We start from the raw sequence: 26,149 nt of genomic DNA, 5'->3' as shown, positions 1-26,149 counted from the left end.
ACCTGAGAACGGGACCATCAATGACGACTCTCCAGACGGTGTTCGCCAAGGCGAAGGCGGACAACCGGGCCGCGCTCATCGGCTACCTGCCGGCGGGCTTCCCGACCAAGGACGGCGCCGTCGCCGCCGCCGCGGCCCTGGTCGAGGCCGGGTGCGACGTCATCGAGATCGGCCTGCCCTACTCCGACCCGCTCATGGACGGGCCCACCATCCAGGACGCCGTGCACCGTTCGCTGCTCAACGGCACCCGCATCGCCGACGTCCTGCGCACCGTCGAGGGCGTGGCGGCCACCGGCGCGGCCACGCTCGTCATGACCTACTGGAACCCGATCGACCGCTACGGCGCCGACCGCTTCGCCCGCGACCTCGCCTCGGCGGGCGGCACCGGCACGATCACCCCCGACCTCACGCCGGAGGAGTCGGAGCCGTGGCGCACCGCCTCCGCCGAGGCGGGGATCGACACGGTGTTCCTGGTGGCGCCCAGCTCCACCGAGGAGCGCATCAAGGCCGTCGCCGCCTGCTGCACCGGCTTCGTCTACGCGGCCTCGCTGATGGGCGTCACGGGCGCCCGGGAGACGGTCAACGTGGCGGCCGAGGACCTGGTCAAGCGCACCCGCGAGCACACCGACCTGCCGGTCTGCGTCGGTCTCGGCGTCGGCACCGGCGCCCAGGCGGCGCAGGTCGCCGGCTACGCCGACGGCGTCATCGTGGGCTCGGCGTTCATCCGCCGCATCCTCGACGCCCCCGACGAGGCCGCCGGTCTCGCCTCGATCGGTGAGCTGGCCCGGTCGATGGCCGAGGGCGTCCGCTCCCGCGTCTGACCACCGGGGCGCCCGCCTGGCGGTTCGCCGCCTTCGCCGCGACCGCCTGCCAGGACCTCGGGTGCGTCGACGCCGCCCGGCCCGGTCACGCCGCTCACCACCGCCGAGCCGGCCACCCGCGCGATCGGCCGCATGGCCCGTGCGTGCCGGCCCGCGACGCCTGCCTGCCCGTCTCCGTCGCCGAGCACGCCAGACGCCCCGGCATGCCGCTCACCGACCTGCGCCGGGCCGATCTGCGCCGGGCCGTCCGGCGGCCGGTCGGGTGCAGCCCTGAGGACCATCTGCTGTCGATCCGGCTCAACCGGGCCAAGGGCCTGCTCGCCGGGGCACCGACCTGCCGGTGGCCGCCGTCGCCCGCCGGGTCGGCTACGACGACGCCGCCTGTTTCGCGCGGCTGTTCACCCGGCGCGCGGGGCAGCCGCAGAGCGAGTTCCGCGCCCAGCGGAATCGGGGTTTCGCCGCAGGTGAACCGCGGGACGGCGGCACTTAGCCGACCCTTATCCCGAGCGTGATCGGATAGGTCCCGGTACTGTGCGCCTTCCGCACGGAGAAAGAGGAGATGGCTCGTGAACGCGTCACAGGCGTCACACACCGCGAGATCGGCGATACCCTGGGTGACGACCGTCGCCCGGCTGGTCCTGGGCGGAGTGCTGATCGCGGCCGGAGGGCTCAAGATCGGCAACCCGGCCGACTCGGTGGTGGCGGTCAGAGCGTACGAGTTGCTGCCCGAGCCGCTGGTCACGACCGTGGGCTATGCCCTGCCGATCGTGGAGGTCGTCGTCGGGGTGCTGCTGATCGTGGGCCTCATGACCAGGGTGGCGGCCGTCGTGGCCGCGCTGCTCATGCTCGCGTTCGTGTTCGGCATCGCCTGGGCGTGGGCCAACGGGCTGCGGATCGACTGCGGCTGCTTCGGCGGCGGCGGCCAGCTCGGCGCCGGGCAGGAACCGACCTACCTGCTCGACATTGTGCGCGACTTCGGCCTCGTGCTGCTGGGCGCCTGGGTCGTGCGTTTCCCGCCGGGCCGCTTCGCGCTGGACCGGCCGCTGGGGCTGGCGGGTGCCGAGCACCCCTTGGACGATGAGGAGAACAGTGATGGGCAAGGCTGAGCGGTCGAAGACGGCGCGGGAGAAGATCCGGGAGCAGCAGGCCGCCGAGCGTGCCCGTGAGCAGCGCAAGAAGGTCGTCACGTACGTCACGGCCGGCGCTGTGGCCATCGCCGCCATCGGCGCCGGGATGTGGTACACGATGAGCAGGTCCCAGTCGGAGCAGGCCGGGGCCGATCTCGCGCCGGTCACCATCCAGGCCGACGGCAGCGTGATCATGGCCAAGGACGGCGTGACCAAGCCGGTCGTCGACATCTACGAGGACTTCCAGTGCCCGGCGTGCAAGGAGCTGGAGCGGGTCAGCGGCCAGACGTTCAAGAACCTGGCCGCCGAGGGCCTGGCCAAGGTCGTCTACCACCCGATCACGATCTTCGGCCAGGAGCCCACCAAGGGCAACTCGGTGCGCGCCGGGGCCGCGGCCCGCTGCGTCCCCGACGGCAAGCAGTGGGTGGCCTTCCACGACCTGCTGTTCGAGAACCAGCCGAGCGAGAGCGTCGAGGGCTTCAAGACCGACCAGCTCATCGAATGGGGCAAGGAGGCGGGCGTCACCGACCCCGGCTTCGAGACCTGCGTCACGTCGCAGAAGCACGCCCAGGCGCAGCTCGACTACAGCGACAAGATCAACAAGCGGGAGAACCTCGAAGGCACCCCGACGGTCAAGGTCGACGGCCAGATGATCGACAACAGTGTGGTCTTCACCCCCAAGGATCTGCGCGATACGGTCACCGAGGCCGCCAAGTAGCCTGACGTCCGCTACCCTCACCTGACATGCCCCTAGCCTCGATTCCCAGCCCCGCCGAGGGGGTCTGGTATCTCGGAATCATCCCGATCCGGGCCTATGCCCTGTGCATCGTGCTCGGCGTGATCGTCGCCGTCTGGCTCAGCGAGCGCCGCTGGCGCGACCGCGGGGGCCAGAAGGGCACGATCATCGACATCGCCGTCCCGGCGGTGATCTTCGGTCTGATCGGCGGCCGCCTCTACCACGTCATCACCGACTGGCAGACCTACTTCGGCGAGCGCGCGATCAAGGAGCCCTACCAGGCGCTGTTCATCTGGGAGGGCGGTCTCGGCATCTGGGGCGCGATCGCGCTCGGCGGCGTCGGCGTGTGGATCGCCTGCCGCCGGCGCGGTCTGTCGCTGAGCGCGGTGGCCGACACGGTCGCCCCCGGCATCGCGTTCGCCCAGGCCATCGGCCGCTGGGGCAACTGGTTCAACCAGGAGCTGTACGGCTCGCCGACCACGCTGCCGTGGGGCCTGGAGATCGACCAGGCACACGGCGGCGAGCCCGGCGTCCTCTACCATCCGACGTTCCTGTACGAGTCGCTGTGGAACCTGGTGCTCGGCTTCGTGCTGCTCTACGCGGGCAAGCGGTTCACGCTGCGCCACGGGCGGCTGTTCGCCCTCTACGTGGCGGGTTACACGCTCGGGCGGTTCTGGATCGAGGGGCTGCGCATCGACCCGGTGGGCGGGGTCGACCACGCCGTCGAGGTGTTCGGGCTGCGGATCAACCAGTACACCGCGCTCGCTCTGTTCATCGGCGCGCTCGTCTACTTCTGGGCGACCCGTAACAAGACGGGTGACGAGGTCGTCGTCTCCCCGGAGGCCGACGCGACGGCCGACGCGGACGCCGTACCGGCTTCGGGCGACGGCGGCGGGGACGACCCGGCCGACCCCGCCCACGAGGCCGACCAGGCCGACGACACCCCCGGCGACACTTCCGACGACGGGAAGTCCGACGGGTCCGACGCGGCCCCACGCGACGTCGCGGAGGAGAAGAACGCGCGATGAACGACCGCGCGGAGATCCACCACCAGCATCGCGACGTCAACGGCGGCTGGCTCAGGCCGTCGGTGTTCGGCGCGATGGACGGCCTGGTGTCCAACTTCGCGCTCATCGCCGGCGTCGCGGGCGGCACCGCCAACACCAAGGTCATCGGCCTGGCGGGCGTCGCCGGGCTGGCCGCGGGCGCGTTCTCCATGGCGGGCGGCGAGTACGTCTCCGTCGCCAGCCAGAAGGAGCTCGCCCAGGCCGAGATCCAGGTCGAGGCCCGCGAGCTGGCCCGCCACCCGGAGGACGAGCTGGCCGAGCTCGCCCAGTCCTTCACCGACCAGGGCGTCGAGCCCGCCCTGGCCACCGAGGTCGCCAGGCAGCTCTCCCGCGACCCCCGCCGGGCGCTGGAGGTCCACACCCGCAACGAGCTGGGCGTCGAGCCCGGCAAGCTGCCCTCACCCGTCCTGGCCGCCGTCTCGTCGTTCGTCTCGTTCAGCGTGGGCGCGGCGCTGCCGCTGCTGCCGTACGTGTTCGGCGCGGTCGAGCTGTGGGTGCCGGCCGTCGTGTCGTGCGTGGCGCTGTTCACCGCGGGCGCCGTCGTGTCCGCCGTGACCGCGCGGAGCTGGTGGTACTCGGGGCTGCGCCAGCTCGTCGTCGGCGTGGTCGCGGCCGGGCTGACGTTCGGGCTCGGCAACCTGATCGGGGCGTCGGGGCTGTGACCGAGACCAGGGCCCGCAAGAGGCGCCGCGCCGCCCCCGCCCCCCGCCCGCCCAAGACGCCGCGCGCCGGCCGCGCTCCCCGGCCCGACTTCGAGCTCTCGCTGCTGACCCGCTGGGGGCTCCGGCCCGAACAGCAGCGGACGCTGGCCGTCATCGCGACCGTGGCCGCCGCCCTCGTGGCCGTCGCCGCACTGGTCGCCGTCATCGCCTCCCTCGGCTCCTACACGCCCCCGGCGCGCACCGGCGGCTCCGTCCCCGAACGCGACACGGCGCTGCCGCAGGTGTTCCACGGCTGGGCCTCGCCCAAGCTGTTCCAGCCGGTCGCCGACCGGGCCAAGGACCCCAAGCCGCTCACCGCCAAGGAGGTCTTCGGCCAGAAGACGCTCCCCGGAGGCAAGAAGCTCTCGCTCAAACTCGTCGCCAGCCAGGTCGACGCCGACTGCTCGGCCGCGCTGTGGGGCGCCGACCTGCTCGCCCGCGTGGCCGACGCCGGCTGCACCCAGGCCGCCCGCGGCCTCTACACCACCGCCGACGGCCGCTACGTCGGCCAGTACACGCTGCTCAACCTGCGTGACGGCGAGGCGGCCGGCGAGCTCGTCGAGGCGCTGAAGACGCTCTACCGAGGCGGCTGGACCATCCCGCTGGAGAGCACCCAGGCCGCCTACCCGGCCGGCGGCTACACCGAGGCGGGCGGCTACGCCCTCGGCCACTACGTCGGCCTCGTCTGGCTCGGCCGCGCCGACGGCGCCGAGCCCACGCCCAAGGACGACTACGTCTCGCTCGCCCTCACCCTGAGAGGCGCCGAGAAGGCCCTCTACCGGCGCGTGGTCGCCATCACCGGCCCCGGCGGGTGACAGGGCGGCGACCGGGTCCCGTCGTCATGGGGATGGCGACGGGGCGCGGTTGTGTGGTGGCATGGGGCGTACGGGGGCGATGGTGTGGTTTGAGAGAACGGGGGTTGGCGTGAGGTGGGGGATCTGATGCCGGGGCGGGTCGTGATCGCGCTGGTGGTGGCCGGGGTCGCGGTGCTCGGGGCGGGGGCCTGGCTGTGGCTCGGGCGCGACGCGCCCCGGCCCGCCGCCTTCCACGGGACGCCGACGTCGGCCATGTACGCGCCGGTCGACTCCCGGGCCGACGACGCCGCGCCGCTCACCACGGGCGAGCTGTTCCGCGCCGGGGCGCTCGGCGAGCTGGCCCGGGGCGAGGTGGAGGAGCTGGCCGACTGCGACGACGCGCTGTGGGGTGCCGCCGCGCCCGGATGCACGCAGGCGCTGCGGGCCACCTACACGGGCGGGGCGGTCGCCGGGCAGTTCGTCATCTTCAACCTGCCGGACGGGCGCGCGGCCGACGCCCTGGTCACGGCCCTGCGCCGCGACGGGTTCGTCCGGCAGGCGGTGCCCTTCGACCCCGCGCGCAGCCGCGCCGAGGTGCGCGCTCTGGGCCATTACGTGACCGTCAGCTGGGTCGGAGCCCGGGGCACGGCCGACGCCGACCTGGTGCCGCCGCTCATCGCCCTCGACTCCCTCGGCCAGGCCATCCAGTCCCGCGTCCTCGCCGCCACTTAGTCCCATCGGCCCGTGTGGCCCCTATGGCCTCTGCGTCCATAGGAGGCGCGCACCCATGAGCGTGCTCTCGGCAGGCGCGCTGTGGGGAGGCACCTGCCACGCAAGTAGCCGGGGCCCGCTCGGCGGTGCGGGTTCCGCCGGGTGCCACCGCCTCCGGCTGGTACGCGCGGGGAGGGGCGGGCCCCCGTAGCGGCCCGTGGTCCTGCAGGAGCCACTGGGGCCTCCAGGCGCTCGTACCGGGGCCAGTCTGTGGCCTGCGCCGGCGTCACGGCCCCTGCGGTGGCTCGACCAGGTGGGGTCGGCGTCCCTTGGCGGTTCGCGCTGCCTGTGGCGGGTCCCGTCAGAGGGGGGTGTGGAGGAGGGTGACGGTGGTGGCGATGTGGGTGGGGAGGGCGGTGAGGCGGTGGAGGGGGGCCTCGACGGGGGAGAGGGCGTCGGACCACGGGGCGGTCTGGCGGATGAGGGTGCGGGCCTCGTTCTTGGTGAGGGCGCCGTCCTGGGCGCGGGCGGCGGCGATGAGGCCCTCGCGCCAGGAGTTGGCGAGCTTGGCGTGCCCGTTGTCCAGGATGCGCCGCAGGAGCAGCCCCTCGGGGTCGGCGGGGAGGGGGCGGCGGGTGGCGTGCAGGACGGTGCCCGAGGTGGTGAAGTCGTAGACCGGCGCGAGGGCGGCGGGGACGGCGGGCGGGGCGGCGAGGTGGACCTCGACGTGGGCGGCGCGGGTGGCGAGGAGGAGGCGGGGGAGCGCCGCCTCCAGCCCGGCCGGGACGGCGATCGCGACGCGCTCGACGGCGGCGGCGTACGGCTTGGCGAGCCAGGTGGAGAGCTTGACCCGGGTGTGGGGCAGGGAGGCCGGCCAGTCGCCGACGAGGAGATCGGCGGGGCCCTCGGGCTGGGCGGGGGCGTCGGCGGCGGGGGCGGACTCGACGGACTGGGGGCCCTGGGTGTAGATGGCGGTGGCGGCGCGGTCGAGGCGGGCCGCGGCGGCGGGCCGGGTGCGGGTGGTGGGCCGCAGGATGTACAGGTCGGCGGCGGACCCGATGGCCTCGGCGCCGAAATAGCGGTTGAAGTCGGGATAGATGGCCTCGTAGGCGAGGTTGAGCGCCGACAGCGCGTTCTGCACCTTGAGGGCCAGCGCCGGGGTCCGCTCGCTGGCCCCGTACGCGAGCAGGACGCGCCCGTCGTCCTTGACGCCCTCGACGGCGCGGGCGACGAACAGGCCGATGCCCTCCGGCGTGTAGGGCGGGTCGGTGATGGCCAGGTCGTGCTCGCGGGCGGAGGCGGGCAGGGTGAGGCGCAGGTCGGCCCAGCGGGTGCGGACGCCGAGGTCCTGCTCGTCGATGTAGGCCAGGATGCGGTCGTCGACGTCGGCGACCGTGACGTCCGTCTCGGGGTGCACGAGCTTGACGGCGAGCGAGGTCAGGTCGTGGTCGCCGACGCAGAGCAGGCGGGCGCCCGGCAGCCAGAAGCGGGCCCCGAGCAGCAGGGCCCGGCGCAGGATCGTGTCGGGCGTGGCGGCGACGTGGTCGAGCGTGTGGCGGGCGCGCGGCGCGCCGGCGACCAGCTCGCGCAGCCGTTCCAGCACGGCCTCGTAGTGCGGAACCAGGTGGCCGACCGGGTCCTCGGGCGGCGGCGCGACGGCCAGCAGGTCCTGGAAGGCGGGCCGGTGCGTCTCGGCCACGCGGAAGCGGTCGCCGGAGCGCTCCAGGTCCAGGACGCCGAGCAGCGACTCGATCGTCCGCCGTGAGGTCGCGGTGTGCCTGACCAGCGTGGCGAGGGTCCACCACCGGCCGTCGCAGAGCGACGCCAGCGCGTGCCTGAGCCGCCTGCCGTCGACGCCCGCCTCGGCCAGCAGCCGTTCCACCCCGTCGCGTTCCATGCGGGCAACCCTATCGAGGGGCTGCCCCGTGTCCGGCGACACCAGCCCGGCGGCACTAATCCGGCGGGGCCGTGTCCGGAATGCGGGGGAGCGGGAAGCCCCTGCTGTTCCGGGGTTTGGGACATCTCCGCTCGCATGCCGGGATGTCATGAATGTTCGCACTGTGGATGCGGTGGGCACCATTCGGGCAGCGTGCGGTAACCTCTATCCACGATATGCAGCAGGGCCAACGTCGTCCCCGCCTGTGGAGCAGTCCAAGACAGACGAAGACGACGGGAGGGATTCAATGCCTGCTGCCCACCTCGGGTTCCCCGAGCCCCAGGGCCTCTACCACCCCGCCAACGAGCACGATGCCTGCGGCGTCGCCATGGTGGCCGACGTGCACGGCCGCCGGGAGCACGGGATCGTGGTCAAGGCGCTGACGGCGCTGTGCAATCTCGATCACCGGGGGGCCAAGGGTAGCGAGCCGGACACCGGCGACGGAGCCGGCATCCTGACGCAGATCCCCGATGAGCTCTACCGCGCGGTGGTGCCGTTCGCGCTGCCGGAGGCGGGCCGCTACGCCACGGGCGTGGCCTTCCTGCCGATCGACCCCGAGGCGCGCCGGATCGCCACCGGCATGATCGAGGAGATCGCCGCCGAGGAGGGCCTGACCGTGCTCGGCTGGCGCGACGTGCCGGTCGACCGCGACCTGCCCGGCCCGAGCGCCAGGGCGGTCATGCCGCACTTCGGCCAGCTGTTCGTGGCCGCGCCCGGCGGCGAGGCCGGGATCGACCTGGACCGGCTGGCGTTCTGCCTGCGCAAGCGGGCCGAGCACGAGGTCGACGTCTACTTCCCCTCGCTGTCGGCCCGTACGGTGGTCTACAAGGGGATGCTCACGCCCGACCAGGTCGAGCCGTTCTTCCCCGACCTGTCGGACGAGCGTTACGCCACCGCGATCGCGCTGGTGCACTCGCGCTTCTCGACCAACACGTTCCCGAGCTGGCCGCTGGCCCACCCCTACCGCTACATCGCGCACAACGGCGAGATCAACACGGTACGGGGCAACCGCAACTGGATGCGGGCCCGCGAGGCCATGCTGGAGTCGGGGCTCATCCCCGGCGACCTGCAGCGGCTCTTCCCGATCTGCGACCCGGACGCCAGCGACACCGCCTCCTTCGACGAGGTCCTGGAGCTGCTGCACATCGGCGGGCGCAGCCTGCCGCACGCGGTGCTCATGATGATCCCGGAGGCGTGGGAGAACCACACCGAGATGGACCCGGCGCGCCGGGCCTTCTACGAGTTCCACTCCTCGATGATGGAGGCGTGGGACGGCCCGGCGTCGATCACGTTCACCGACGGCACGCTGGCCGGCGCCGTGCTCGACCGCAACGGCCTGCGTCCCGGCCGGTTCTGGGTGACCGCCGACGGCCTGGTCGTGCTCGCCTCCGAGGCGGGCGTGCTGGACTTCGCGCCGGAGGACGTGGTCCGCAAGGGCCGCCTGCAGCCCGGCCGCATGTTCCTCATCGACACCGCCCGCGGCAAGATCATCGAGGACGACGAGATCAAGGCCGAGCTCGCCGCCGCGCTGCCGTACGCCGACTGGCTGCACGCCGGGCTGGTCCGCTTCGAGGAGCTGCCCGCGCGGCAGCGGGAGATCCCCACCCACGAGGCGCTGGTCAGGAGGCAGCAGACCTTCGGCTACACCGAGGAGGAGCTGCGGATCATCCTGTCGCCGATGGCCCGCACCGGCGCCGAGCCGATCGGCTCGATGGGCACCGACACGCCCGTGGCGGTGCTGAGCGAGAAGCCCAGGCTGCTGTTCGACTACTTCACGCAGCTGTTCGCGCAGGTCACGAACCCGCCGCTGGACGCCATCCGGGAGGAGCTGGTCACCAGCCTGGCCAGCGTGCTCGGCCCCGAGGGCAACCTGCTCGACCCGGGCCCGGCCTCCTGCCGGCAGCTCGTGCTGCCCTACCCGGTGATCGACAACGACGAGCTCGCCAAGATCATTCACATCAACGACGAGCACGACCTGCCCGGGTTCCACCCGCATGTGGTCTCCGGCCTCTACCAGGTGGCGGGCGGCGGCCAGGCGCTGCTGTCGCGGCTGGAGGAGATCAAGGCCGAGGTGTCGCAGGCCATCGCCGACGGCGCCCGGATCATCGTGCTGTCCGACCGGGGCTCCTCCGACAGCCTGGCGCCGATCCCGTCGCTGCTGCTGACCGGGGCCGTGCACCACCACCTGATCCAGGAGAAGACCCGTACCAAGATCGGCCTGGTCATCGAGACCGGCGAGGCCCGCGAGTGCCACCACATGGCGCTGCTCATCGGCTACGGCGCCGGCGCGGTCAACCCGTATCTCGCGATCGAGACCGTCGAGGACCTGGTCGAGACCGGGGTGCTGGAGCTCGACAAGCGCAAGGCCGTGCGCAACCTGATCAAGGCGTACGGCAAGGGCGTCATCAAGGTCATGTCCAAGATGGGCGTGTCCACCGTGGCCTCCTACACCGGCGCGCAGATCTTCGAGGCGCTCGGGCTCAGCCGGCAGGTCATCGACTCCTGCTTCACCGGCACCACCTCGCGCCTGGGCGGCGTCGGCTTCGACGTGCTGGCCCGCGAGACGGCCGAGCGGCACCGGCACGCGTACCCGAGGGCCGCCAACGCGCACCGCAGGCTGCAGGTCGGCGGCGAGTACCAGTGGCGGCGCGAGGGCGAGCCGCACCTGTTCAACCCCGAGACCGTCTTCAAGCTGCAGCACGCCACCCGCACCCGGCGCTACGAGATCTTCAAGGAGTACACCGAGATGGTGGACTCCCAGGCCGAGCGGCTGATGACGCTGCGCGGCCTGTTCAAGCTGCGCAAGGGCAACCCGATCCCGATCGACGAGGTCGAGCCGGTCTCGGAGATCGTCAAGCGGTTCTCCACGGGCGCGATGTCGTACGGCTCGATCTCGGTCGAGGCGCACGAGACGCTCGCGATCGCGATGAACCGGCTGGGCGGCAAGTCCAACACCGGCGAGGGCGGCGAGGACCCCGAGCGCCTGTACGACGCCACGCGCCGGTCGGCGATCAAGCAGGTGGCCTCCGGGAGGTTCGGCGTCACCTCCGAGTACCTGGTCAACGCGGCCGACCTGCAGATCAAGATGGCGCAGGGCGCCAAGCCCGGCGAGGGCGGCCAGCTCCCCGGCCACAAGGTTTACCCGTGGATCGCCAAGACCCGCCACTCCACGCCCGGCGTCGGCCTCATCTCGCCGCCGCCGCACCACGACATCTACTCGATCGAGGACCTCGCCCAGCTCATCCACGACCTGAAGAACTCCAACCCGGCCGCCCGCGTGCACGTCAAGCTCGTGGCCGAGGTCGGGGTCGGCACGGTCGCGGCGGGCGTGTCCAAGGCGCACGCCGACGTGGTGCTCATCTCCGGCCACGATGGCGGCACCGGCGCCTCCCCGCTGACGAGCCTCAAGCACGCCGGCGCGCCGTGGGAGCTCGGCCTGGCCGAGACCCAGCAGACGCTGCTGCTGAACAACCTGCGCGACCGCATCGTCGTGCAGGTCGACGGCCAGCTCAAGACCGGCCGCGACGTGGTCATCGCCGCGCTGCTGGGGGCCGAGGAGTACGGGTTCGCCACCGCGCCGCTGGTCGTGTCCGGCTGCGTGATGATGCGCGTGTGCCACCTCGACACCTGCCCGGTCGGCGTCGCCACGCAGAACCCGGAGCTGCGCAAGCGCTTCGCCGGCAAGCCGGAGTTCGTGGTCAACTTCTTCGAGTTCATCGCCGAGGAGATCCGCGAGTACCTGGCCGAGCTGGGCTTCCGCTCGCTGGACGAGGCCATCGGGCACGTCGAGATGCTCGACGTGAGCGCGGCCGAGCACCACTGGAAGGCCGGCGGCCTGGACCTGTCGCCGATCCTGCACCGCCCGGAGCTGCCCGAGGGCACCCCGCTGCGGCGCACGGTCGAGCAGGACCACGGCCTGCGGCACGCGCTGGACAACACGCTCATCCAGCTCGCCGAGGGCGCGCTCAACGACGGCACCCCGGTCACGCTGGAGCTGCCGATCCGCAACGTGAACCGGACCGTCGGCACCATGCTCGGCTACCAGGTCACCAAGCGCTACGGCGGCGCCGGGCTGCCCGACAACACGATCGACATCTCCTTCACCGGGTCGGCGGGCAACTCGTTCGGCGCGTTCGTGCCGCGCGGCATCACGCTGCGGCTGACCGGCGACGCCAACGACTATCTCGGCAAGGGCCTGTCGGGCGGGCGGATCACGCTCCGGCCGCACGAGTCGGCCCCGCTGGACGGCCACATCATCGCCGGCAACGTCGCCCTGTACGGGGCCACGTCCGGCGAGGTGTTCATCCGAGGCGTCGTCGGCGAGCGGTTCTGCGTCCGCAACTCGGGCGCGACCGCGGTCGTCGAGGGCGTCGGCGACCACGGCTGCGAGTACATGACGGGCGGCCGGGCGGTCGTCCTCGGCCCCACCGGGCGCAACTTCGCGGCGGGCATGTCGGGCGGCGTCGCCTACCTGCTCGACCTGCGGCCGGAGCGCGTCAACCGGGAGATGGTGGCCGTCGAGGCGCTCACCGCCGAGGACGCCGACTTCCTCAAGGAGACGGTGGAGCAGCACTTCGCCGAGACCGGCTCCCCGGTGGCCAAGCAGCTGCTGGCCGACTGGGACGCCGCGCTCGGCAGGTTCGGCAAGATCATGCCGACCGACTACAAGCGGGTCATGCAGGCCGCCGAGGCCGCCCGCATCGAAGGCAGGGACATCGACGAGGCCGTCATGGCGGCCGCGGTCCAGGGTTAAGGAGGCGTACCGCATGGCCGACCCCAAGGGTTTCCTCACGCACGACCGCGAGCTGCCGGTGCGCCGCCCCGTGGACGTCCGCATCGGCGACTGGCAGGAGGTCTACCAGGACTTTCCGCAGGAGAAGCTGACCAAGCAGGCGTCGCGCTGCATGGACTGCGGCATCCCGTTCTGCCACAACGGCTGCCCGCTGGGCAACCTCATCCCGGAGTGGAACGACCTCGTCCACCGCACCGACTGGCGGGAGGCGATCGAGCGGCTGCACGCCACGAACAACTTCCCGGAGTTCACCGGCAGGCTCTGCCCGGCTCCGTGCGAGGCGGCGTGCGTGCTCGGCATCAACTCCGACCCGGTGACGATCAAGCGGGTCGAGGTCGAGATCATCGACCGGGCGTTCGACGAGGGCTGGGTCGTCCCGCAGCCCCCGTCGACGCGCACCGGCAAGAGGGTCGCGGTCGTCGGCTCCGGCCCGGCCGGGCTGGCCGCCGCCCAGCAGCTCACCCGCGCCGGCCACGACGTGGTGGTGTACGAGCGGGCCGACCGCATCGGCGGGCTGCTGCGCTACGGCATCCCCGAGTTCAAGATGGAGAAGCGGCACATCGACCGGCGCCTGGCCCAGATGCGGGCCGAGGGCACCGAGTTCCGCACCGGCGTGGACGTGGGCGTCGACATCACGGCCGCGGAGCTGCGCGAGCAGTACGACGCGGTGGTGCTGTCGGGCGGCGCCACGGCCTGGCGTGACCTGCCGGTGGCCGGGCGCGACCTCAAGGGCGTCTACCAGGCGATGGAGTACCTGCCGCTGTCCAACAAGGTCCAGGAGGGCGACTACGCGGTCTCGCCCGTCTCGGCCGAGGGCAAGCACGTCGTGGTGATCGGCGGCGGCGACACCGGCGCCGACTGCATCGGCACGGCGATCCGGCAGGGCGCGGCCTCCGTCACCCAGCTGGAGATCATGCCGAGGCCGCCGGCCTCGCGGCCCGGCAGCCAGCCGTGGCCGACGTTCCCCCTGCTGTTCAAGGTGGAGAGCGCGCACGAGGAGCTGGCCGACGCCGGTGGCGAGCGCGTGTACGCGGTCTCCACCACCGAGTTCACCGGCGACGCCGACGGCAACGTGCGCGGGCTGCGCCTGGTCGAGGTCGAGGGCCCGCAGAACGGCTTCAAGCCGATCCCGGGCACCGAGCGGGAGATCCCCGCCGAGCTGGTCACGCTGTCGATGGGCTTCCTCGGCCCGGAGAAGGGCGCGCTGCTCCAGGACCTGGCCGAGCTGGCCGGCGACGGCTTCTACGACGCCCGTGGCAACGTCGCGCGGGACAGGACGTACATGTCCAAGGTCGACGGCGTGTTCGTGGCCGGTGACATGGGGCGGGGGCAGTCGCTGATCGTGTGGGCGATCGCCGAGGGGCGCGCCGCCGCCAGCGGCGTCGACCGCTACCTCACCGGCGAGACGGCGCTGCCGTACCCGATCCTGCCGACGGCCCGCCCGCTGGTGTAGCTCGTTCCGCGAACGCCCGTCCCCATCGGGGGCGGGCGTTCGGCGTCGAGTTGCATCACCCGGTCAGTGTCGGGAAGATGCAGTTTCTGGGGGAGTGCGGGGGATGGAGGAAATATGCGAAGAATCGCCTCCGGCTTCGCGGCCCTGGCCACGGTGACGGCGCTGGCCGGCTGCTCACCCACGGGCGCCGCCGCGGGACCCGCCACCGACTACCTCGTCTTCTACGCCGAGGGCGGGCAGGCCGGCGCGCTCGACCGCATCGGCGCCGCCGGAGGCACCGCCGTCCTCACCGAACCCAAGCTCGGGTACGTGCTCGCCCGCGCCTCCGGAGCGCGGTTCGCCGAAAGCGTCGGAGCGGACCCGGCCGTCGTCGGCGTCTCCGCCGACCGCCGCATCGGCCACGCCCCGTCGGCCGTCGCCGTGAAAGGCCCTGCCAAGAAGGCATTCCCCGACGCCTCCGCCTTCACCGGCGACGGCGAGAGCGCCGGCGACCCGCTCTCCCCCCGCCAGTGGGACATGATGATGATCGGCGCCGACCGCGCCCGCGCCAAGGCCCCCGGCAGCGACAAGGTCCTCGTCGGCGTCATCGACACCGGCATCGACGGCAGCCACCCCGACATCGCCGCCAACTTCAACCGCGAGCTCAGCCGCAACTTCGTCACCGACAAGCCCGAGGACGAGAACGGCGAGACGCTCGACGGCCCCTGCGAGGCCGACGGCTGCAAGGACCCCGTCGACCGCGACGACGACGGCCACGGCACCCACGTCGCCAGCACCATCGCCTCCCCGGCCAACGGCATCGGCGTCATCGGCGTCGCCCCGCGCGTGCAGCTCGTCAACATCCGCGCCGGCCAGGACTCCGGCTTCTTCTTCCTCAAGCCCAGCCTCGACGCCCTCACCTACGCCGGCGACATCGGCGTCGACGTCGTCAACATGAGCTACTACGTCGACCCGTGGCTGTTCAACTGCCGCGACAACCCCTCCGACAGCGAGAAGGAACGCCTCGAACAGCGCGCCATCATCACCGGCATGCAGCGCGCCCTCGACTACGCCCGCGGCAAGGGCGTCACGCTGATCTCCGCGCTCGGCAACGGCTCCACCGACCTCGGCCGGCCCAAGACCGACAAGGTCAGCCCCGGCTACCCGCGCGGCGGCGAACGCGTCCGCGAGGTCGACAACTCCTGCCTCAACGTGCCCGCCGAGTCCGAAGGCGTCATCTCCGTCGCCGCCGTCGGCCCGTCGGGCCGCAAGGCCATCTACAGCGACTACGGCGTCGAGCAGGCCGACGTGGCCGCCCCCGGCGGCGACACGCTCGACGGCAAGGACGCCTCGCCCACCCGCTCCATCCTCGCCGCTGCGCCCGAGGCGATGCTGCGCGCCAAGGGCCGCATCGACAGGAACGGCAAGCCCCGCGGCACCGACGTCGTCCGCGACTGCACCCGGCGCCCCTGCTCCTACTACCAGTATCTCGACGGCACCTCCATGGCCGCGCCGCACGCCACCGGCGTCGCCGCCATCCTCATCAGCCGCTTCGGCAAGCCCGGCCCCGGCGGCCTCACGCTGGCGCCCGGCACCGTCGAGCGCTACCTGTACGAGACCGCCACGGACAAGCCCTGCCCGACGCCGCGCGCGTACGTCTACAAGGTGTACGGCGAGAGCACCACCCACGTGTGCGAGGGCGACACCGCGCACAACGGGTTCTTCGGCAGGGGCATCGTCAACGCGTGGGAGGCGGCGACCTTCGAGCCATGATCTACCGCCTCGTCGCGGAACTGGCGATGGTGGCGCACTTCGCCTTCCTCGTCTACATGGTGGTGGGCGGGTTCCTGGCCTGGCGCTGGAGGCGTACCATCTGGGTGCACCTCGCCGTCGCCGGCTGGGGGCTGCTGTCGGTCGTCACCGGCGTCGAATGCCCGCTCACCCTGGTCGAGGACTGGGGGCGGCGCAACGCCGGGCTCGCCGGGCTGCCCGCGAGCGGCTTCATCGACCACTACATCGAGGGCGTCATCTATCCGGAGGAATACACGAACTTGGCACGCCTGCTGGTCGCCGTTGCCGTCCTGTTCTCCTATGTCGGGTACGTTCTCCGTCGTCAGTGACTGCCAAGTGGTCTGTACCAATTAAGGTAGGACTCGTGACTCGTCGCGCGAAAATCGTCTGCACCCTAGGCCCCGCCACATCCTCTCCCGAACGCCTGCGCGAGCTCATCGCCGCCGGCATGGACGTGGCACGGTTCAACCTCAGCCATGGCAATCATGACATGCACAGAGAGGTCTACGACCGGGTCAGGGAGGTGGCGGCCGAACTCGGCCGCGGCGTAGGCCTGCTCGCCGACCTGCAAGGCCCCAAGATCCGCGTCGGCAGGTTCGAGGAGGGCCCGGTCCGCCTCGGCTTCGGCGACGTCTTCACCATCACCGCCGAGGACGTGCCCGGCGACCGCGACCAGGTGTCGACCACCTACAAGGGGCTGCCGGGCGACGTGCGCCCCGGCGACACCATCCTCGTCGACGACGGCCGCCTCGTCCTGGAGGCCACCCGCGTCGACGGCGAGCGGGTCATCACCCGCGTCGTCATCGGCGGCATGATCTCCGACAACAAGGGCCTCAACCTCCCCGGCATCAACGTCAGCGCCCCCGCGCTCACCGACAAGGACGAGGCCGACCTGCGCTGGGCGCTGCGCACCGGCTTCGACATGATCGCCCTGTCGTTCGTCCGCCGTCCCTCCGACGCCGACGTGGTGCGCAACATCATGGAGCAGGAGGCCGTCCGCCTCCCGCTGCTCGCCAAGATCGAGAAGCCGCAGGCCGTCGAGCGCCTCCCCGAGATCGTCGAGGCCTTCGACGGCATCATGGTCGCCCGCGGCGACCTCGGCGTCGAGCTGCCCCTGGAGCAGGTCCCGATCGTCCAGCGCCGCATCATCGAGCTGTGCCGCGAGAAGGCCCGCCCGGTCATCGTCGCCACCCAGATGCTCGACTCGATGATGAACGCGCCGCGCCCCACCCGCGCCGAGGCCTCCGACGTCGCCTACGCCGTCATGGACGGCGCCGACGCCGTCATGCTCTCCGGCGAGACCTCCGTGGGCAACTACCCGATCGAGGCGGTCTCCACCATGGACCGCATCGCCTGCGCCGCCGAGAAGTCCTCGCTGCACGCCACCCACACCCTGGAGCGCATGCCCGAGACCACCGGCGGGGCCATCGCCCGCGCCGCGGCCGAGGTCGGCGCCATCGTCGGCGCCAAGGCGCTGGTCGCCTTCACCATGTCGGGCGAGACCGCGCGCCGCCTGGCCCGCTACCGCTCCCCGATCCCGCTGCTCGCCTTCACCTCCGCCGCCCACGTGCGCGGCCAGCTCTCGCTCACCTGGGGCGTCGAGACCTTCCAGGTGCCGTTCGTGCACCACACCGACGACATGGTCCGCCAGGTCGAGGCGTCGCTGCTGTCGCTCGGCCGGCTGGAGAAGGGCGACAAGGTCGTCATCGTCGCCGGCTCGCCTCCCGGCACCCCCGGCTCCACCAACGCCCTGCGCGTCCACACCATCGGCTCCGCGGTGTCCCACACCCACTGACCGCCCGAGCCGGCACGAGAAGGCGGAAAGAGCCACCAGCCCTTTCCGCCTTCATCCGTCTCGTCCCTGCTCGCCCGTGCCCGGTCGCCGGGCTAGTTCGCGTGCAGGGCCGCGTTCAGCTCCACGCCGCCGCCCTTGCGCGGCAGCGCCTCCACCGCGCCCGACTGCGAGTTGCGGCGCAGCAGCACCCCGGCGGAGCCCGACAGCTCCATCGCCTTCACCACGCGCCCGTCGGGCAGCGTCACCCGCGTGCCCGCCGTCACGTAAAGACCGGCCTCCACCACGCAGTCGTCACCCAGCGAGATGCCCAGGCCCGCGTTGGCGCCCACCAGGCAGCGCTCGCCCACCGAGATCACCTGCTTGCCGCCGCCCGACAGCGTGCCCATGATCGACGCGCCGCCGCCCACGTCGGAGTCCGCGCCCACGACCACCCCGGCCGAGATCCGGCCCTCCACCATGGCCGTGCCCAGCGTGCCCGCGTTGAAGTTCACGAACCCCTCGTGCATCACCGTCGTGCCGCTCGCCAGGTGCGCGCCCAGCCGCACCCGGTCGGCGTCGGCGATCCGCACCCCCGAAGGCACCACGTAGTCGACCATCCTCGGGAACTTGTCCACCCCGTAGACCGTCACCACGCCCCGCGCCCGCAGCCGCAGCCGCGTCCGCTCGAACCCCTCCACGGCGCACGGCCCGAAGTTCGTCCACACCACGTTGGCGAGCTTGCCGAACACCCCCTCCAGGCTCAGCCCGTGCGGCCGCACCAGCCGGTGCGACAGCAGATGCAGCCGCAGATAGGCGTCATGCGCGTCGGCGGGCGGCTCGGACAGCTTGGCGATGCCGGTGCGCACCGCCACCACCTCGACCCCGCGCGCCTCGTCCGGGCCGACCAGCGCGGCCAGCTCGCCCGCCTCGCCGGCGGGCAGCCGCTCGGTGCCGGTGACGGGCGGCTCGCCCAGCTCGGGAGCGGGGAACCAGGTGTCGAGTACGGTGCCGTCGGAGGCGACGGTGGCCAGCCCGACGCCGTACGCGCCGGTCACGGTGGGATCGATAGCAGTCACGTGCCACAAAATACCGCGATCCGCGGCCCGGCCCCGCCCCAGCGCGCCGGGCCGCGACCGCTCAGAGCGCGCCCAGATCCGCCGACAGCCAGTGCTCGGGGCGCATCCGGAACGTCACCAGCGCGTTCAGGTCCGAGCCCTCCACATAGCCCGCCACGGCCTCCGCCGGCAGGTAGCGGGCCGCGATCCGGGTCAGCTGCGCCAGCGTCGTCGGCCCCTGCGCCACGACCGGCCCCTCCACCGACACGTACCGATAGGTGGGGCTCGTCCGCTGCACCAGCAACGTGAACCGGCCCGCCTTCGCGATCAGCCGGGCCTTGACCGAATCGGCCCCCGTCAGGAACTCCACCGCCCCGCCCGGCTCGTAGTCGTACCAGACCGGCACGTTCAGCGGAGCCCGCCCCGGCCCGGCGTCGACGGCCACACCCGCGATGTGCGACTCGGCCAGGAACTTCTCCCGCTCCTGCGCGCTCAACCCCACCAGACCCACCTCCACGGTCACACTCAAGATCAACCTTGGTATTCCCCGCCGTCCCCGGTCAAACGTCCCATAACCGACGTCGCCCCCGCAGTCTTTACCGATCCTTGACCCCGGGCTCAGTGCTTGGGCCCCACATGCAGATCGAGCAGCGCGACCGCCTCCCGCCGGGCCACCGACAGCTCGTTGCGCTTGTTGTGACGCCACGCCACCCCCAGCACGTCGAGCGCCCGGCCGCAGAGAGCCAGGATGTCGCGCGACTCGTTCCTGAACAGGTAGCGCGGATAGGCGTAGCAGCGCTCCCCGTGGCGCACCCGGTTGACGCCCCGGTAGCCGTCGGAGTGCATCAGCCCCCGCACGAACAGCCCGGGATGCGCGTCGACGATCTCCTGCTGCCAGCCCTCGAGCGTGATCGGACGCTGGTGCTTCAGCCCCGGCCCGTGCTGGGGGAACAGATGCGGCCAGTGCTTGGAGTAGGAGTTGACCTCAGTGCAGCCCTGCTTCGGCACGATCCGCACCTTGTCGGTGGGGCGGACGGCGCGCAGGGCGGCCACGCACTCGCGCCGGAGGCCGGGCCAGGCGTCGGCGCAGAAGATGCGCATCGACCAGACGGCCTTGGCCGGGTCGCCGGCCGGGCTGATGCAGCCGTCACCCAGGTAGAGGCCCAGCAGGTAGGCGTAGCTGCCGGCGGGGGAGGGCGAGTGGGGCGTCTCGGCGCAGCGAGGGCAGGTTCCGGTGGTCGAGAGGCCCGCGGCCGGCCGGTCGCGCCAGGCGCGGATCGTCGACCGGTTGGCTCCCGTCCGGCGGCTGACCTCGCTGACGCTGAGGCCGGAGGCGAGCATGGCCAACGCTCGCCGACGCACGGTGAGGTCGTACATGCGGAGAGTGTGGCAGCGGGGTGCGACAGAAAGCCGCAGGCAGGTGCCCCGAGTGGGATTCGAACCCACACTGAATGGATTTTGAGGCCATCGACTCTGCCGGTTGGTCTATCGGGGCGGCATGTGTCCGGTTCAGTTCCCGCAGGGTGTCGCCGCAGGAGAGCACCGGCGTGGATCTAATCTACCGGACATCGGTACTCTTCTGCTCGTGAGTACGCAGCGGCGAGTGGTGATCGCGGAAGACGAGGCGCTGATCCGCCTCGATCTCAAGGAGATGCTCCAGGAGGACGGCTACGTCGTCGTGGGGGAGGCCGGTGACGGGGAGCAGGCGATCCAGCTGGCCACGGATCTGCGGCCGGACCTGGTGATCCTGGACGTCAAGATGCCGGTGCTCGACGGCATCTCGGCGGCCGAGCGGATCGTGGCGGAGCGGATCGCGCCCTGCCTGATCCTCACCGCGTTCTCGCAGCGTGACCTGGTCGAGCGGGCCAGGGACGCGGGGGCGATGGCCTATCTGGTCAAGCCGTTCACCAAGGCGGACCTGGTGCCGGCGATCGAGATGGCGGTGAGCCGGCACGAGGAGATGGTGGCGCTGACCGCCGAGGTGTCGAGCCTGTCGGAGCGGCTGGAGACGCGCAAGCTGGTCGAGCGGGCCAAGGGGCAGCTGATGGCCCAGCACGGGTGGACCGAGCCGCAGGCGTTCCGGTGGATCCAGAAGGCGTCGATGGATCGCCGGTTGAGCATGCGTGAGGTTGCCCAGATCGTTATAGACGACGCGGCCGAGCGCTCGCAGTAGGGCGCATATCAGGATATTTCGCGGCATGGGTTGTGATGCGGTCACGGATGGGCATCCAACCGGCCTCGGCGGCTATCGCGTGAGGTGTCCCGGCACTTCTGATGGGCGGACGGAAGCTCCCCTCATCACGAACGGAGACGCTTGCGATGATCCGCATTCTTCGCGCGCCCGCCGCCGTCACCGCGGCGTGCCTGGCGCTGGCGGCCTGCGGCGGCGGCACGACCCCCGGACCGGGCGCCGGGGCGCAGTCCCAGGCCCCGAGCCGTCAGGGTGACGGGACGCTGACGATCGGCACGGTGCTGCCGCAGACGGGCACGCTGGCGTACCTGGGCCCGCCGGAGTTCGCCGGGGTCGACCTGGCGGTCAAGGAGATCAACGAGGCCGGCGGCGTGCTGGGCAGGCCGGTGGAGAAGATCCACACCGACTCGGGCGACACGACGACGAACATCGCCGCGCAGTCGGCGGACAAGCTGCTGGGGCAGAAGGTGGACGCGATCATCGGGGCGGCGTCGTCGTCGGTGTCGGAGTCGATCGTCGACAAGATCACCCGCGCCGGGGTCATCCAGTTCTCGCCGGCGAACACGTCCGACAAGTTCACCACGATCAAGGACGACGGCCTGTACTTCCGCACGGCCCCGCCGGACAAGCTGCAGGGGCGGGTGCTGGCCGATCTGGTGGTGTCGGACGGGCACGCGACGGTGGGCATCCTGGCGATGCAGGACTCGTACGGCTCCGGTCTGGCCGACCAGTTCACCAGGACGGCCGAGGAGGCGGGCGGCCAGGTGGTGGAGCGGGTGGACTACGACCCGAAGGCGGCGGACTTCGCGGCGGACGTGGCGAAGATCAAGGCCAAGAGCCCGCAGGCGATCGTGCTGATCGGCTTCCAGGAGACGGCCAAGGTGGTGCAGGAGCTGGTCAAGCAGGGGCTGACGGCGGATCGGCACCAGTGGTACATGGTCGACGGCAACATGTCGAACACGAACTTCCTGCGGGCGCCCCGGGGGACCCTGGAGGGGGTCAAGGGCACGATCCCGGGGGCGTCGGCCCCGGAGGCGTTCCAGAAGCGGCTGCTGGCGGTGGACCCGGACCTGACGGAGTTCACGTACGCGGCGGAGTCGTACGACGCGGCGAACCTGATCGCGCTGGCGGCGCTGGCGGCGGGCGACGACGCGGGGCGGCCGGCGGCGGCGAAGCTGGTCGAGGTGAGCAGGGGTGGCGAGAAGTGCCAGGACTTCGCGAGCTGCGCGGCGCTGCTGAAGGCGGGCAAGGACGTCGATTACGACGGGGTGAGCGGTCCGGTGGATTTCACGGACGAGGGTGATCCGTCGGTGGCGACCATCGGGGTGTATCAGTACGGGCCGGACAACAAGTTCGACGCGGGCAAGGCGACCGAATACCGCAAGGGAAACATCGCCGGCTGATCGGCACGGACCTGATGTCCGAAACGTCCGTGCTCGGGGCGGGCGTTTCGGACATCACGAATTAGCATAAAGTTCGCACAACAACCTCCCTTTTCCGTCGTTCGCCGTCATGCTGAAGTCGGAAAACGCAGCGGCGGGAGAGTTCCGCCGCTGGGACAAGGGGAGTTTCTTGATGATCCGCATTGCTCCGGCCGGACGCATGCTGGCTCTCGCGGCCGCCGCGAGCCTGGCCCTGACGGCCTGTGGGGGCGGCGACACCACCGCGCAGGAGAGCCCGTCCGCAGCGGCCTCCGACGCGGCCTCGTCCGCGGCGCCCGCGGCCAAGGGCGACGGCACGCTGACCCTGGGCACGCTGCTGCCGCAGACGGGGTCGCTGGCGTTCCTCGGCCCGCCCGAGTTCGCCGGCGTCGACCAGGCGGTCAAGGAGATCAACGAGGCCGGCGGCGTGCTCGGCAAGCCGGTGAACAAGATCCACACCGACTCGGGTGACACGACGACGAACATCGCCGCGCAGTCGGTCGACAAGCTGATCTCGCAGAAGGCCGACGCGATCATCGGCGCCGCGTCCTCGTCGGTGTCGGAGTCGGTCGTCGACAAGATCACCGGCGCCGGTCTGGTGCAGTTCTCGCCGGCCAACACCTCCGACAAGTTCACCACCATCGAGGACGACGGCCTCTACTTCCGCACCGCCCCGCCGGACAAGCTCCAGGGCCGCGTGCTGGGCGACCTGATCGTGGCCGACGGCAACGACAGCATCGGCATCATGGCGATGCAGGACTCCTACGGCTCCGGCCTGGCCGACCAGGTGACGGCGACGGCCGAGGCGGCCGGCGCGCAGGTGGTCGAGCGGGTCGACTACGACCCGAAGGCCGCCGACTTCTCCGCCGACGTGGCCAAGGTCAAGGCCAAGAGCCCGAAGGCGATCGTGCTGATCGGCTTCGAGGAGGGCGCCAAGGTCATCCAGGAGCTGGTCAAGCAGGGCCTGTCGACGGACAAGGTCAAGTGGTACCTGGTCGACGGCAACATGTCGAACACCAACTACCTGGACATGCCCAAGGGCACGCTGGACGGCGTGAAGGGCACGATCCCGGGCGCCGAGGCGCCGACGGCCTTCCGCGAGAAGCTCATGAAGACCGACCCCGACCTGGACGACTTCACCTACGCGGCGGAGTCGTACGACGCGGCCATCCTGATCGCGCTGGCCGCCGAGGCGGCCAAGGACGACAGCGGCAAGTCGATCGCGGGCAAGCTGGCCGAGGTCAGCAAGGGCGGCGAGAAGTGCAAGGACTTCAAGACCTGCGCCGACCTGCTCAAGGCCGGCAAGGACATCGACTACGACGGCGTCAGCGGCCCGATCGAGTTCGACGACGCCGGTGACCCGGCGGTCGCCACGATCGGCGTCTACCAGTACGGCAAGGACAACAAGTACGCCGCCAAGGCGCTGGAGTACCGCACCGGCAACATCGCCGGTTAGCCGCCGCCCAGGTCGCAGACGTCGGCCGCGTAGCGGATGAGGCGTTTCTGCACCTGCTCGGGCGGCGTGAGGATGACGACGCGTTCCTCGCCCCCGTCGACGCTGGCGCGGGCGGGGAACATGAACGCCTTCTTGGCCTCGGCGAACGCGTGCGCGTCGCAACGGGCCGGGGTGATCTCGAACGGCACCTCGGCCCGCTGCGCGGAGGCGTCCAGCGTGGCCCGCAGGCTCTCCCCGCCGGTGACGAGGTAGTGCGTGGTGCCGCCGACGGAGTGCACGGTGACGGCGCCGGGGCCGCGGCGGGTGAGCGTGAGCGTGGTGCGCATGGCGTCGCCGTGCTGCTTCCACTCGGGGCCGAAGGCGAGGTCGGCGGCCTGCCTGATGAGGTGTTCCGAGCACTCGTCGCGCACGAGCCTGGCGAGCACCGGGTCGGGGTGGGGCACCGGGAAGACGACGCGGCGCAGCTTCTGCTCGGAGCCGGTGCGCACGTGGGCCACGACGGTGGCGGGCCGCACCTCGGGCAGCCCCTGAGCGGGGCAGACGGCCTTCCCATATGGAATGGGGAGATCAGTCCTCGCCGTCCGTTTGATGGTGGAATCAGTCTTTTGTACGGGAACCGTGGTCAATGACGGTGTCACGAGTTGAAGATCCGCGAAATACACCGGGGTGTCGCTCGTATTCCGTACGGCCACCTGTAACCGGTGCGCGGCCTCGTCCGAACGCCATTGTCCCAGCGTGACCGACACGCCCGCGGGCGGCTCGGCGGACGGCGCGGGAGGCGGAGGCGAGCTGCACCCGGCGGCGAGGACGCACAGCATGCCGATGGTCCAAATGCGCTTCACGTCCTTCACATTAGGCACACCCCGGGCCCAGTCGTAAGTTGAGGACTGATTACGACTCCGCATCCAAGTGCCGACAGTTCATCTGCGCATCTGGCCCCGATGTCCAGGCATTTTGTACGTTTCCGTCATTCGATCGGGAACGCTCGGCGGTGCTGACGGATCCCGGCCTGGAAATGAAGGAGATTACTTCATGATCCGCATTGCTCCCGTGGGACGGGTGCTGGCTGTCGCGGCTGCCACCAGCCTCGCCCTGACAGCTTGCGGTGGCGGCAGCAACACCGCCACGCCTGAATCCCCCTCGGCCGCCCCATCCTCCGCGGCCCCCGCGGCGAAGGGCGACGGCACGCTGACCCTGGGCACGCTGCTGCCGCAGACCGGATCGCTCGCCTTCCTCGGCCCGCCCGAGTTCGCCGGCGTCGACCTGGCGGTCAAGGAGATCAACGAGGCCGGTGGCGTCCTGGGCAAGCCGGTGAACAAGATCCACACCGACTCCGGCGACACCACCACGAACATCGCCTCACAGTCGGTCGACAAGCTCCTGACGCAGAACGCCGACGCCATCATCGGCGCCGCGTCCTCGTCGGTGTCGGAGTCGGTCATCGACAAGATCACGGGCGCCGGTGTGGTCCACTTCTCCCCGGCCAACACCTCCGACAAGTTCACCACGATCGAGGACAAGGGCCTGTACTTCCGCACCGCGCCGCCGGACCAGCTCCAGGGCCGCGTGCTGGGTGACCTGATCATCTCCGACGGCAACGCCTCCATCGCCATCATGGCGATGCAGGACTCCTACGGCACCGGCCTGGCCGACCAGGTGGCCAAGACGGTCCAGGACGGCGGCGGCCAGGTCGTCGAGCGGGTCGACTACGACCCGAAGGCGGCCGACTTCTCCGCCGACGTGGCCAAGATCAAGGCCAAGAGCCCGCAGGCCGTCGTGCTGATCGGCTTCGAGGAGACCGCCAAGGTCATCGGCGAGCTGATCAAGCAGGGCATGCCGGCCGACAAGGTCAAGTGGTACATGGTCGACGGCAACATGTCGAACACCAACTACATCAAGATGCCCAAGGGCACGCTCAAGGGCGTCAAGGGCACCTACCCCGGCGCCGCCTCGCCCGACGAGTTCCGGCAGAGCCTGATGGCGGTCGACCCCAAGCTCGAGGACTTCACCTACGCCCCCGAGTCCTACGACGCCGCCAACCTGATCGCGCTGGCCGCCGAGGTCGCCAAGAGCGACGTGGGCGCCGACATCGCGGCCAAGCTGGCCGAGGTCAGCAAGGGCGGCGAGAAGTGCACCAACTTCAAGACCTGCTCGGAGCTGCTGAAGGCGGGCAAGGACTTCGACTACGACGGCGTGAGCGGTCCGGTCGAGTTCAACGACGCCGGTGACCCGGCCGTCGCCACCATCGGCATCTACCAGTACGGCGACGACAACAAGTACCCCGTGAAGGCGCTGGAGTACCGCACGGGCAACATCGAGGGCTGATCCCCGCCCCAAGTGTGAA

The 26,149-nt window shown here is 71.3% G+C and carries 21 protein-coding genes and 1 tRNA gene; 16 read left to right on the top strand and 6 right to left on the bottom strand.

Translation table 11 applies throughout. The features are described 5' to 3' along the window. The first annotated feature begins 20 nt into the window (after window positions 1-20). The 7 genes from trpA to ACBI99_RS04225 all read left to right on the top strand — a co-directional run bounded on the left by trpA (window position 21) and on the right by ACBI99_RS04225 (window position 5,978). Window positions 21-821 carry a tryptophan synthase subunit alpha gene (gene trpA / locus ACBI99_RS04255; protein WP_219502453.1) on the top strand — a complete coding sequence of 267 codons (801 nt, stop codon included), beginning with the start codon at window positions 21-23 and terminating at the stop codon, window positions 819-821. 614 nt (window positions 822-1,435) lie between these two features. After that, window positions 1,436-1,927 (top strand): MauE/DoxX family redox-associated membrane protein, encoded by a 492-nt coding sequence (locus tag ACBI99_RS04250; RefSeq protein ID WP_219502457.1) that lies wholly within the window; start codon window positions 1,436-1,438, stop codon window positions 1,925-1,927. Further along, complete coding sequence (locus tag ACBI99_RS04245) at window positions 1,914-2,666, top strand: DsbA family protein (RefSeq protein WP_375071706.1); 753 nt, start codon at window positions 1,914-1,916, stop codon at window positions 2,664-2,666. The genes ACBI99_RS04250 and ACBI99_RS04245 overlap by 14 nt, the downstream gene beginning before the upstream one ends. Before the next feature lie 26 nt (window positions 2,667-2,692). Beyond that, a complete protein-coding gene (gene lgt, locus ACBI99_RS04240) occupies window positions 2,693-3,712 on the top strand; it encodes a prolipoprotein diacylglyceryl transferase (RefSeq protein WP_375071705.1) in 1,020 nt (339 codons plus the stop codon). After that, window positions 3,709-4,413: a VIT1/CCC1 transporter family protein gene (locus ACBI99_RS04235; RefSeq protein WP_219502463.1), complete on the top strand. Its 705-nt coding sequence runs from the start codon at window positions 3,709-3,711 to the stop codon at window positions 4,411-4,413. The genes lgt and ACBI99_RS04235 overlap by 4 nt, the downstream gene beginning before the upstream one ends. Then, complete coding sequence (locus tag ACBI99_RS04230; protein ID WP_357590968.1) at window positions 4,410-5,267, top strand: hypothetical protein; 858 nt, start codon at window positions 4,410-4,412, stop codon at window positions 5,265-5,267. Before ACBI99_RS04235 ends, ACBI99_RS04230 begins: the two co-directional genes overlap by 4 nt. A gap of 126 nt (window positions 5,268-5,393) precedes the next feature. Beyond that, window positions 5,394-5,978 carry a hypothetical protein gene (locus ACBI99_RS04225; RefSeq protein WP_375071703.1) on the top strand — a complete coding sequence of 195 codons (585 nt, stop codon included), beginning with the start codon at window positions 5,394-5,396 and terminating at the stop codon, window positions 5,976-5,978. Window positions 5,979-6,318: 340 nt separating this feature from the next. On the opposite strand, the gene ACBI99_RS04220 is transcribed toward ACBI99_RS04225, so the two are convergent. Next, complete coding sequence (locus tag ACBI99_RS04220) at window positions 6,319-7,854, bottom strand: bis-aminopropyl spermidine synthase family protein (RefSeq protein WP_375071702.1); 1,536 nt, start codon at window positions 7,852-7,854, stop codon at window positions 6,319-6,321. 286 nt (window positions 7,855-8,140) lie between these two features. Between ACBI99_RS04220 and gltB the strand changes: the two genes are divergently transcribed. The 5 genes from gltB (at window position 8,141) to pyk (ending at window position 17,703) form a co-directional block, all read left to right on the top strand. Next, the gene (gene gltB / locus ACBI99_RS04215) at window positions 8,141-12,646 is read left to right on the top strand and encodes a glutamate synthase large subunit (RefSeq protein ID WP_375071701.1); all 4,506 of its coding nucleotides are present in this window, start codon (window positions 8,141-8,143) and stop codon (window positions 12,644-12,646) included. Window positions 12,647-12,659: 13 nt separating this feature from the next. Then, the gene (locus ACBI99_RS04210; RefSeq protein WP_219502475.1) at window positions 12,660-14,138 is read left to right on the top strand and encodes a glutamate synthase subunit beta; all 1,479 of its coding nucleotides are present in this window, start codon (window positions 12,660-12,662) and stop codon (window positions 14,136-14,138) included. 114 nt (window positions 14,139-14,252) lie between these two features. Next, window positions 14,253-15,890, top strand: a complete 1,638-nt coding sequence (locus ACBI99_RS04205; RefSeq protein ID WP_375071700.1) for a S8 family serine peptidase — start codon at window positions 14,253-14,255, stop codon at window positions 15,888-15,890. After that, entirely contained in the window at window positions 15,887-16,237 is a 351-nt protein-coding gene (locus tag ACBI99_RS04200) for a DUF2784 domain-containing protein (protein WP_219502481.1), read from the top strand. Before ACBI99_RS04205 ends, ACBI99_RS04200 begins: the two co-directional genes overlap by 4 nt. 35 nt (window positions 16,238-16,272) lie before the next feature. Continuing rightward, window positions 16,273-17,703: a pyruvate kinase gene (gene pyk, locus ACBI99_RS04195; protein WP_219502484.1), complete on the top strand. Its 1,431-nt coding sequence runs from the start codon at window positions 16,273-16,275 to the stop codon at window positions 17,701-17,703. Window positions 17,704-17,795: 92 nt separating this feature from the next. Here the strand turns inward: pyk and dapD are convergent, their stop codons facing one another. The 4 genes from dapD to ACBI99_RS04175 all read right to left on the bottom strand — a co-directional run bounded on the left by dapD (window position 17,796) and on the right by ACBI99_RS04175 (window position 20,232). Further along, window positions 17,796-18,758 (bottom strand): 2,3,4,5-tetrahydropyridine-2,6-dicarboxylate N-succinyltransferase, encoded by a 963-nt coding sequence (gene dapD, locus ACBI99_RS04190; RefSeq protein ID WP_375071699.1) that lies wholly within the window; start codon window positions 18,756-18,758, stop codon window positions 17,796-17,798. Between the two features lie 61 nt (window positions 18,759-18,819). Beyond that, entirely contained in the window at window positions 18,820-19,260 is a 441-nt protein-coding gene (locus ACBI99_RS04185; protein WP_308125680.1) for a pyridoxamine 5'-phosphate oxidase family protein, read from the bottom strand. 95 nt (window positions 19,261-19,355) lie between these two features. Next, window positions 19,356-20,114, bottom strand: a complete 759-nt coding sequence (locus ACBI99_RS04180; RefSeq protein ID WP_375071698.1) for a helix-turn-helix domain-containing protein — start codon at window positions 20,112-20,114, stop codon at window positions 19,356-19,358. 44 nt (window positions 20,115-20,158) lie between these two features. Beyond that, window positions 20,159-20,232, bottom strand: a tRNA-Leu gene (locus ACBI99_RS04175). A gap of 90 nt (window positions 20,233-20,322) precedes the next feature. Here ACBI99_RS04175 and ACBI99_RS04170 point away from each other — a divergent pair. The 3 genes from ACBI99_RS04170 (at window position 20,323) to ACBI99_RS04160 (ending at window position 23,805) form a co-directional block, all read left to right on the top strand. Continuing rightward, window positions 20,323-20,910, top strand: a complete 588-nt coding sequence (locus ACBI99_RS04170) for a response regulator (RefSeq protein WP_308125675.1) — start codon at window positions 20,323-20,325, stop codon at window positions 20,908-20,910. Between the two features lie 146 nt (window positions 20,911-21,056). Next, the gene (locus tag ACBI99_RS04165; RefSeq protein WP_364172179.1) at window positions 21,057-22,331 is read left to right on the top strand and encodes an ABC transporter substrate-binding protein; all 1,275 of its coding nucleotides are present in this window, start codon (window positions 21,057-21,059) and stop codon (window positions 22,329-22,331) included. Window positions 22,332-22,503: 172 nt separating this feature from the next. After that, a complete protein-coding gene (locus ACBI99_RS04160; RefSeq protein ID WP_219502494.1) occupies window positions 22,504-23,805 on the top strand; it encodes an ABC transporter substrate-binding protein in 1,302 nt (433 codons plus the stop codon). On the opposite strand, the gene ACBI99_RS04155 is transcribed toward ACBI99_RS04160, so the two are convergent. Beyond that, the gene (locus ACBI99_RS04155; protein ID WP_375071697.1) at window positions 23,802-24,320 is read right to left on the bottom strand and encodes a hypothetical protein; all 519 of its coding nucleotides are present in this window, start codon (window positions 24,318-24,320) and stop codon (window positions 23,802-23,804) included. The two genes, ACBI99_RS04160 and ACBI99_RS04155, sit on opposite strands and share 4 nt — an antisense overlap. 517 nt (window positions 24,321-24,837) lie before the next feature. Here ACBI99_RS04155 and ACBI99_RS04150 point away from each other — a divergent pair. Further along, window positions 24,838-26,130 carry an ABC transporter substrate-binding protein gene (locus ACBI99_RS04150; RefSeq protein ID WP_219502497.1) on the top strand — a complete coding sequence of 431 codons (1,293 nt, stop codon included), beginning with the start codon at window positions 24,838-24,840 and terminating at the stop codon, window positions 26,128-26,130. Window positions 26,131-26,149: the final 19 nt, after the last annotated feature.

This window comes from Nonomuraea sp. ATR24 (assembly GCF_041950485.1).
GTDB classification, from domain to species: domain Bacteria; phylum Actinomycetota; class Actinomycetes; order Streptosporangiales; family Streptosporangiaceae; genus Nonomuraea; species Nonomuraea ceibae.
This window is presented reverse-complemented; position numbering and strand designations above follow the sequence as displayed.

Bases quoted from the DNA above. Each gene is read 5' to 3' on its own strand.
- trpA (WP_219502453.1), top strand. From the start codon at position 21: ATGACGACTCTCCAGACGGTGTTCGCCAAGGCGAAGGCGGACAACCGG.
- ACBI99_RS04245 (WP_375071706.1), top strand. From the start codon at position 1,914: ATGGGCAAGGCTGAGCGGTCGAAGACGGCGCGGGAGAAGATCCGGGAG.
- lgt (WP_375071705.1), top strand. From the start codon at position 2,693: ATGCCCCTAGCCTCGATTCCCAGCCCCGCCGAGGGGGTCTGGTATCTC.
- ACBI99_RS04235 (WP_219502463.1), top strand. From the start codon at position 3,709: ATGAACGACCGCGCGGAGATCCACCACCAGCATCGCGACGTCAACGGC.
- ACBI99_RS04225 (WP_375071703.1), top strand. From the start codon at position 5,394: ATGCCGGGGCGGGTCGTGATCGCGCTGGTGGTGGCCGGGGTCGCGGTG.
- ACBI99_RS04220 (WP_375071702.1), bottom strand. From the start codon at position 7,854: ATGGAACGCGACGGGGTGGAACGGCTGCTGGCCGAGGCGGGCGTCGAC.
- gltB (WP_375071701.1), top strand. From the start codon at position 8,141: ATGCCTGCTGCCCACCTCGGGTTCCCCGAGCCCCAGGGCCTCTACCAC.
- ACBI99_RS04210 (WP_219502475.1), top strand. From the start codon at position 12,660: ATGGCCGACCCCAAGGGTTTCCTCACGCACGACCGCGAGCTGCCGGTG.
- ACBI99_RS04205 (WP_375071700.1), top strand. From the start codon at position 14,253: ATGCGAAGAATCGCCTCCGGCTTCGCGGCCCTGGCCACGGTGACGGCG.
- ACBI99_RS04200 (WP_219502481.1), top strand. From the start codon at position 15,887: ATGATCTACCGCCTCGTCGCGGAACTGGCGATGGTGGCGCACTTCGCC.
- ACBI99_RS04180 (WP_375071698.1), bottom strand. From the start codon at position 20,114: ATGTACGACCTCACCGTGCGTCGGCGAGCGTTGGCCATGCTCGCCTCC.
- ACBI99_RS04165 (WP_364172179.1), top strand. From the start codon at position 21,057: ATGATCCGCATTCTTCGCGCGCCCGCCGCCGTCACCGCGGCGTGCCTG.
- ACBI99_RS04160 (WP_219502494.1), top strand. From the start codon at position 22,504: ATGATCCGCATTGCTCCGGCCGGACGCATGCTGGCTCTCGCGGCCGCC.
- ACBI99_RS04150 (WP_219502497.1), top strand. From the start codon at position 24,838: ATGATCCGCATTGCTCCCGTGGGACGGGTGCTGGCTGTCGCGGCTGCC.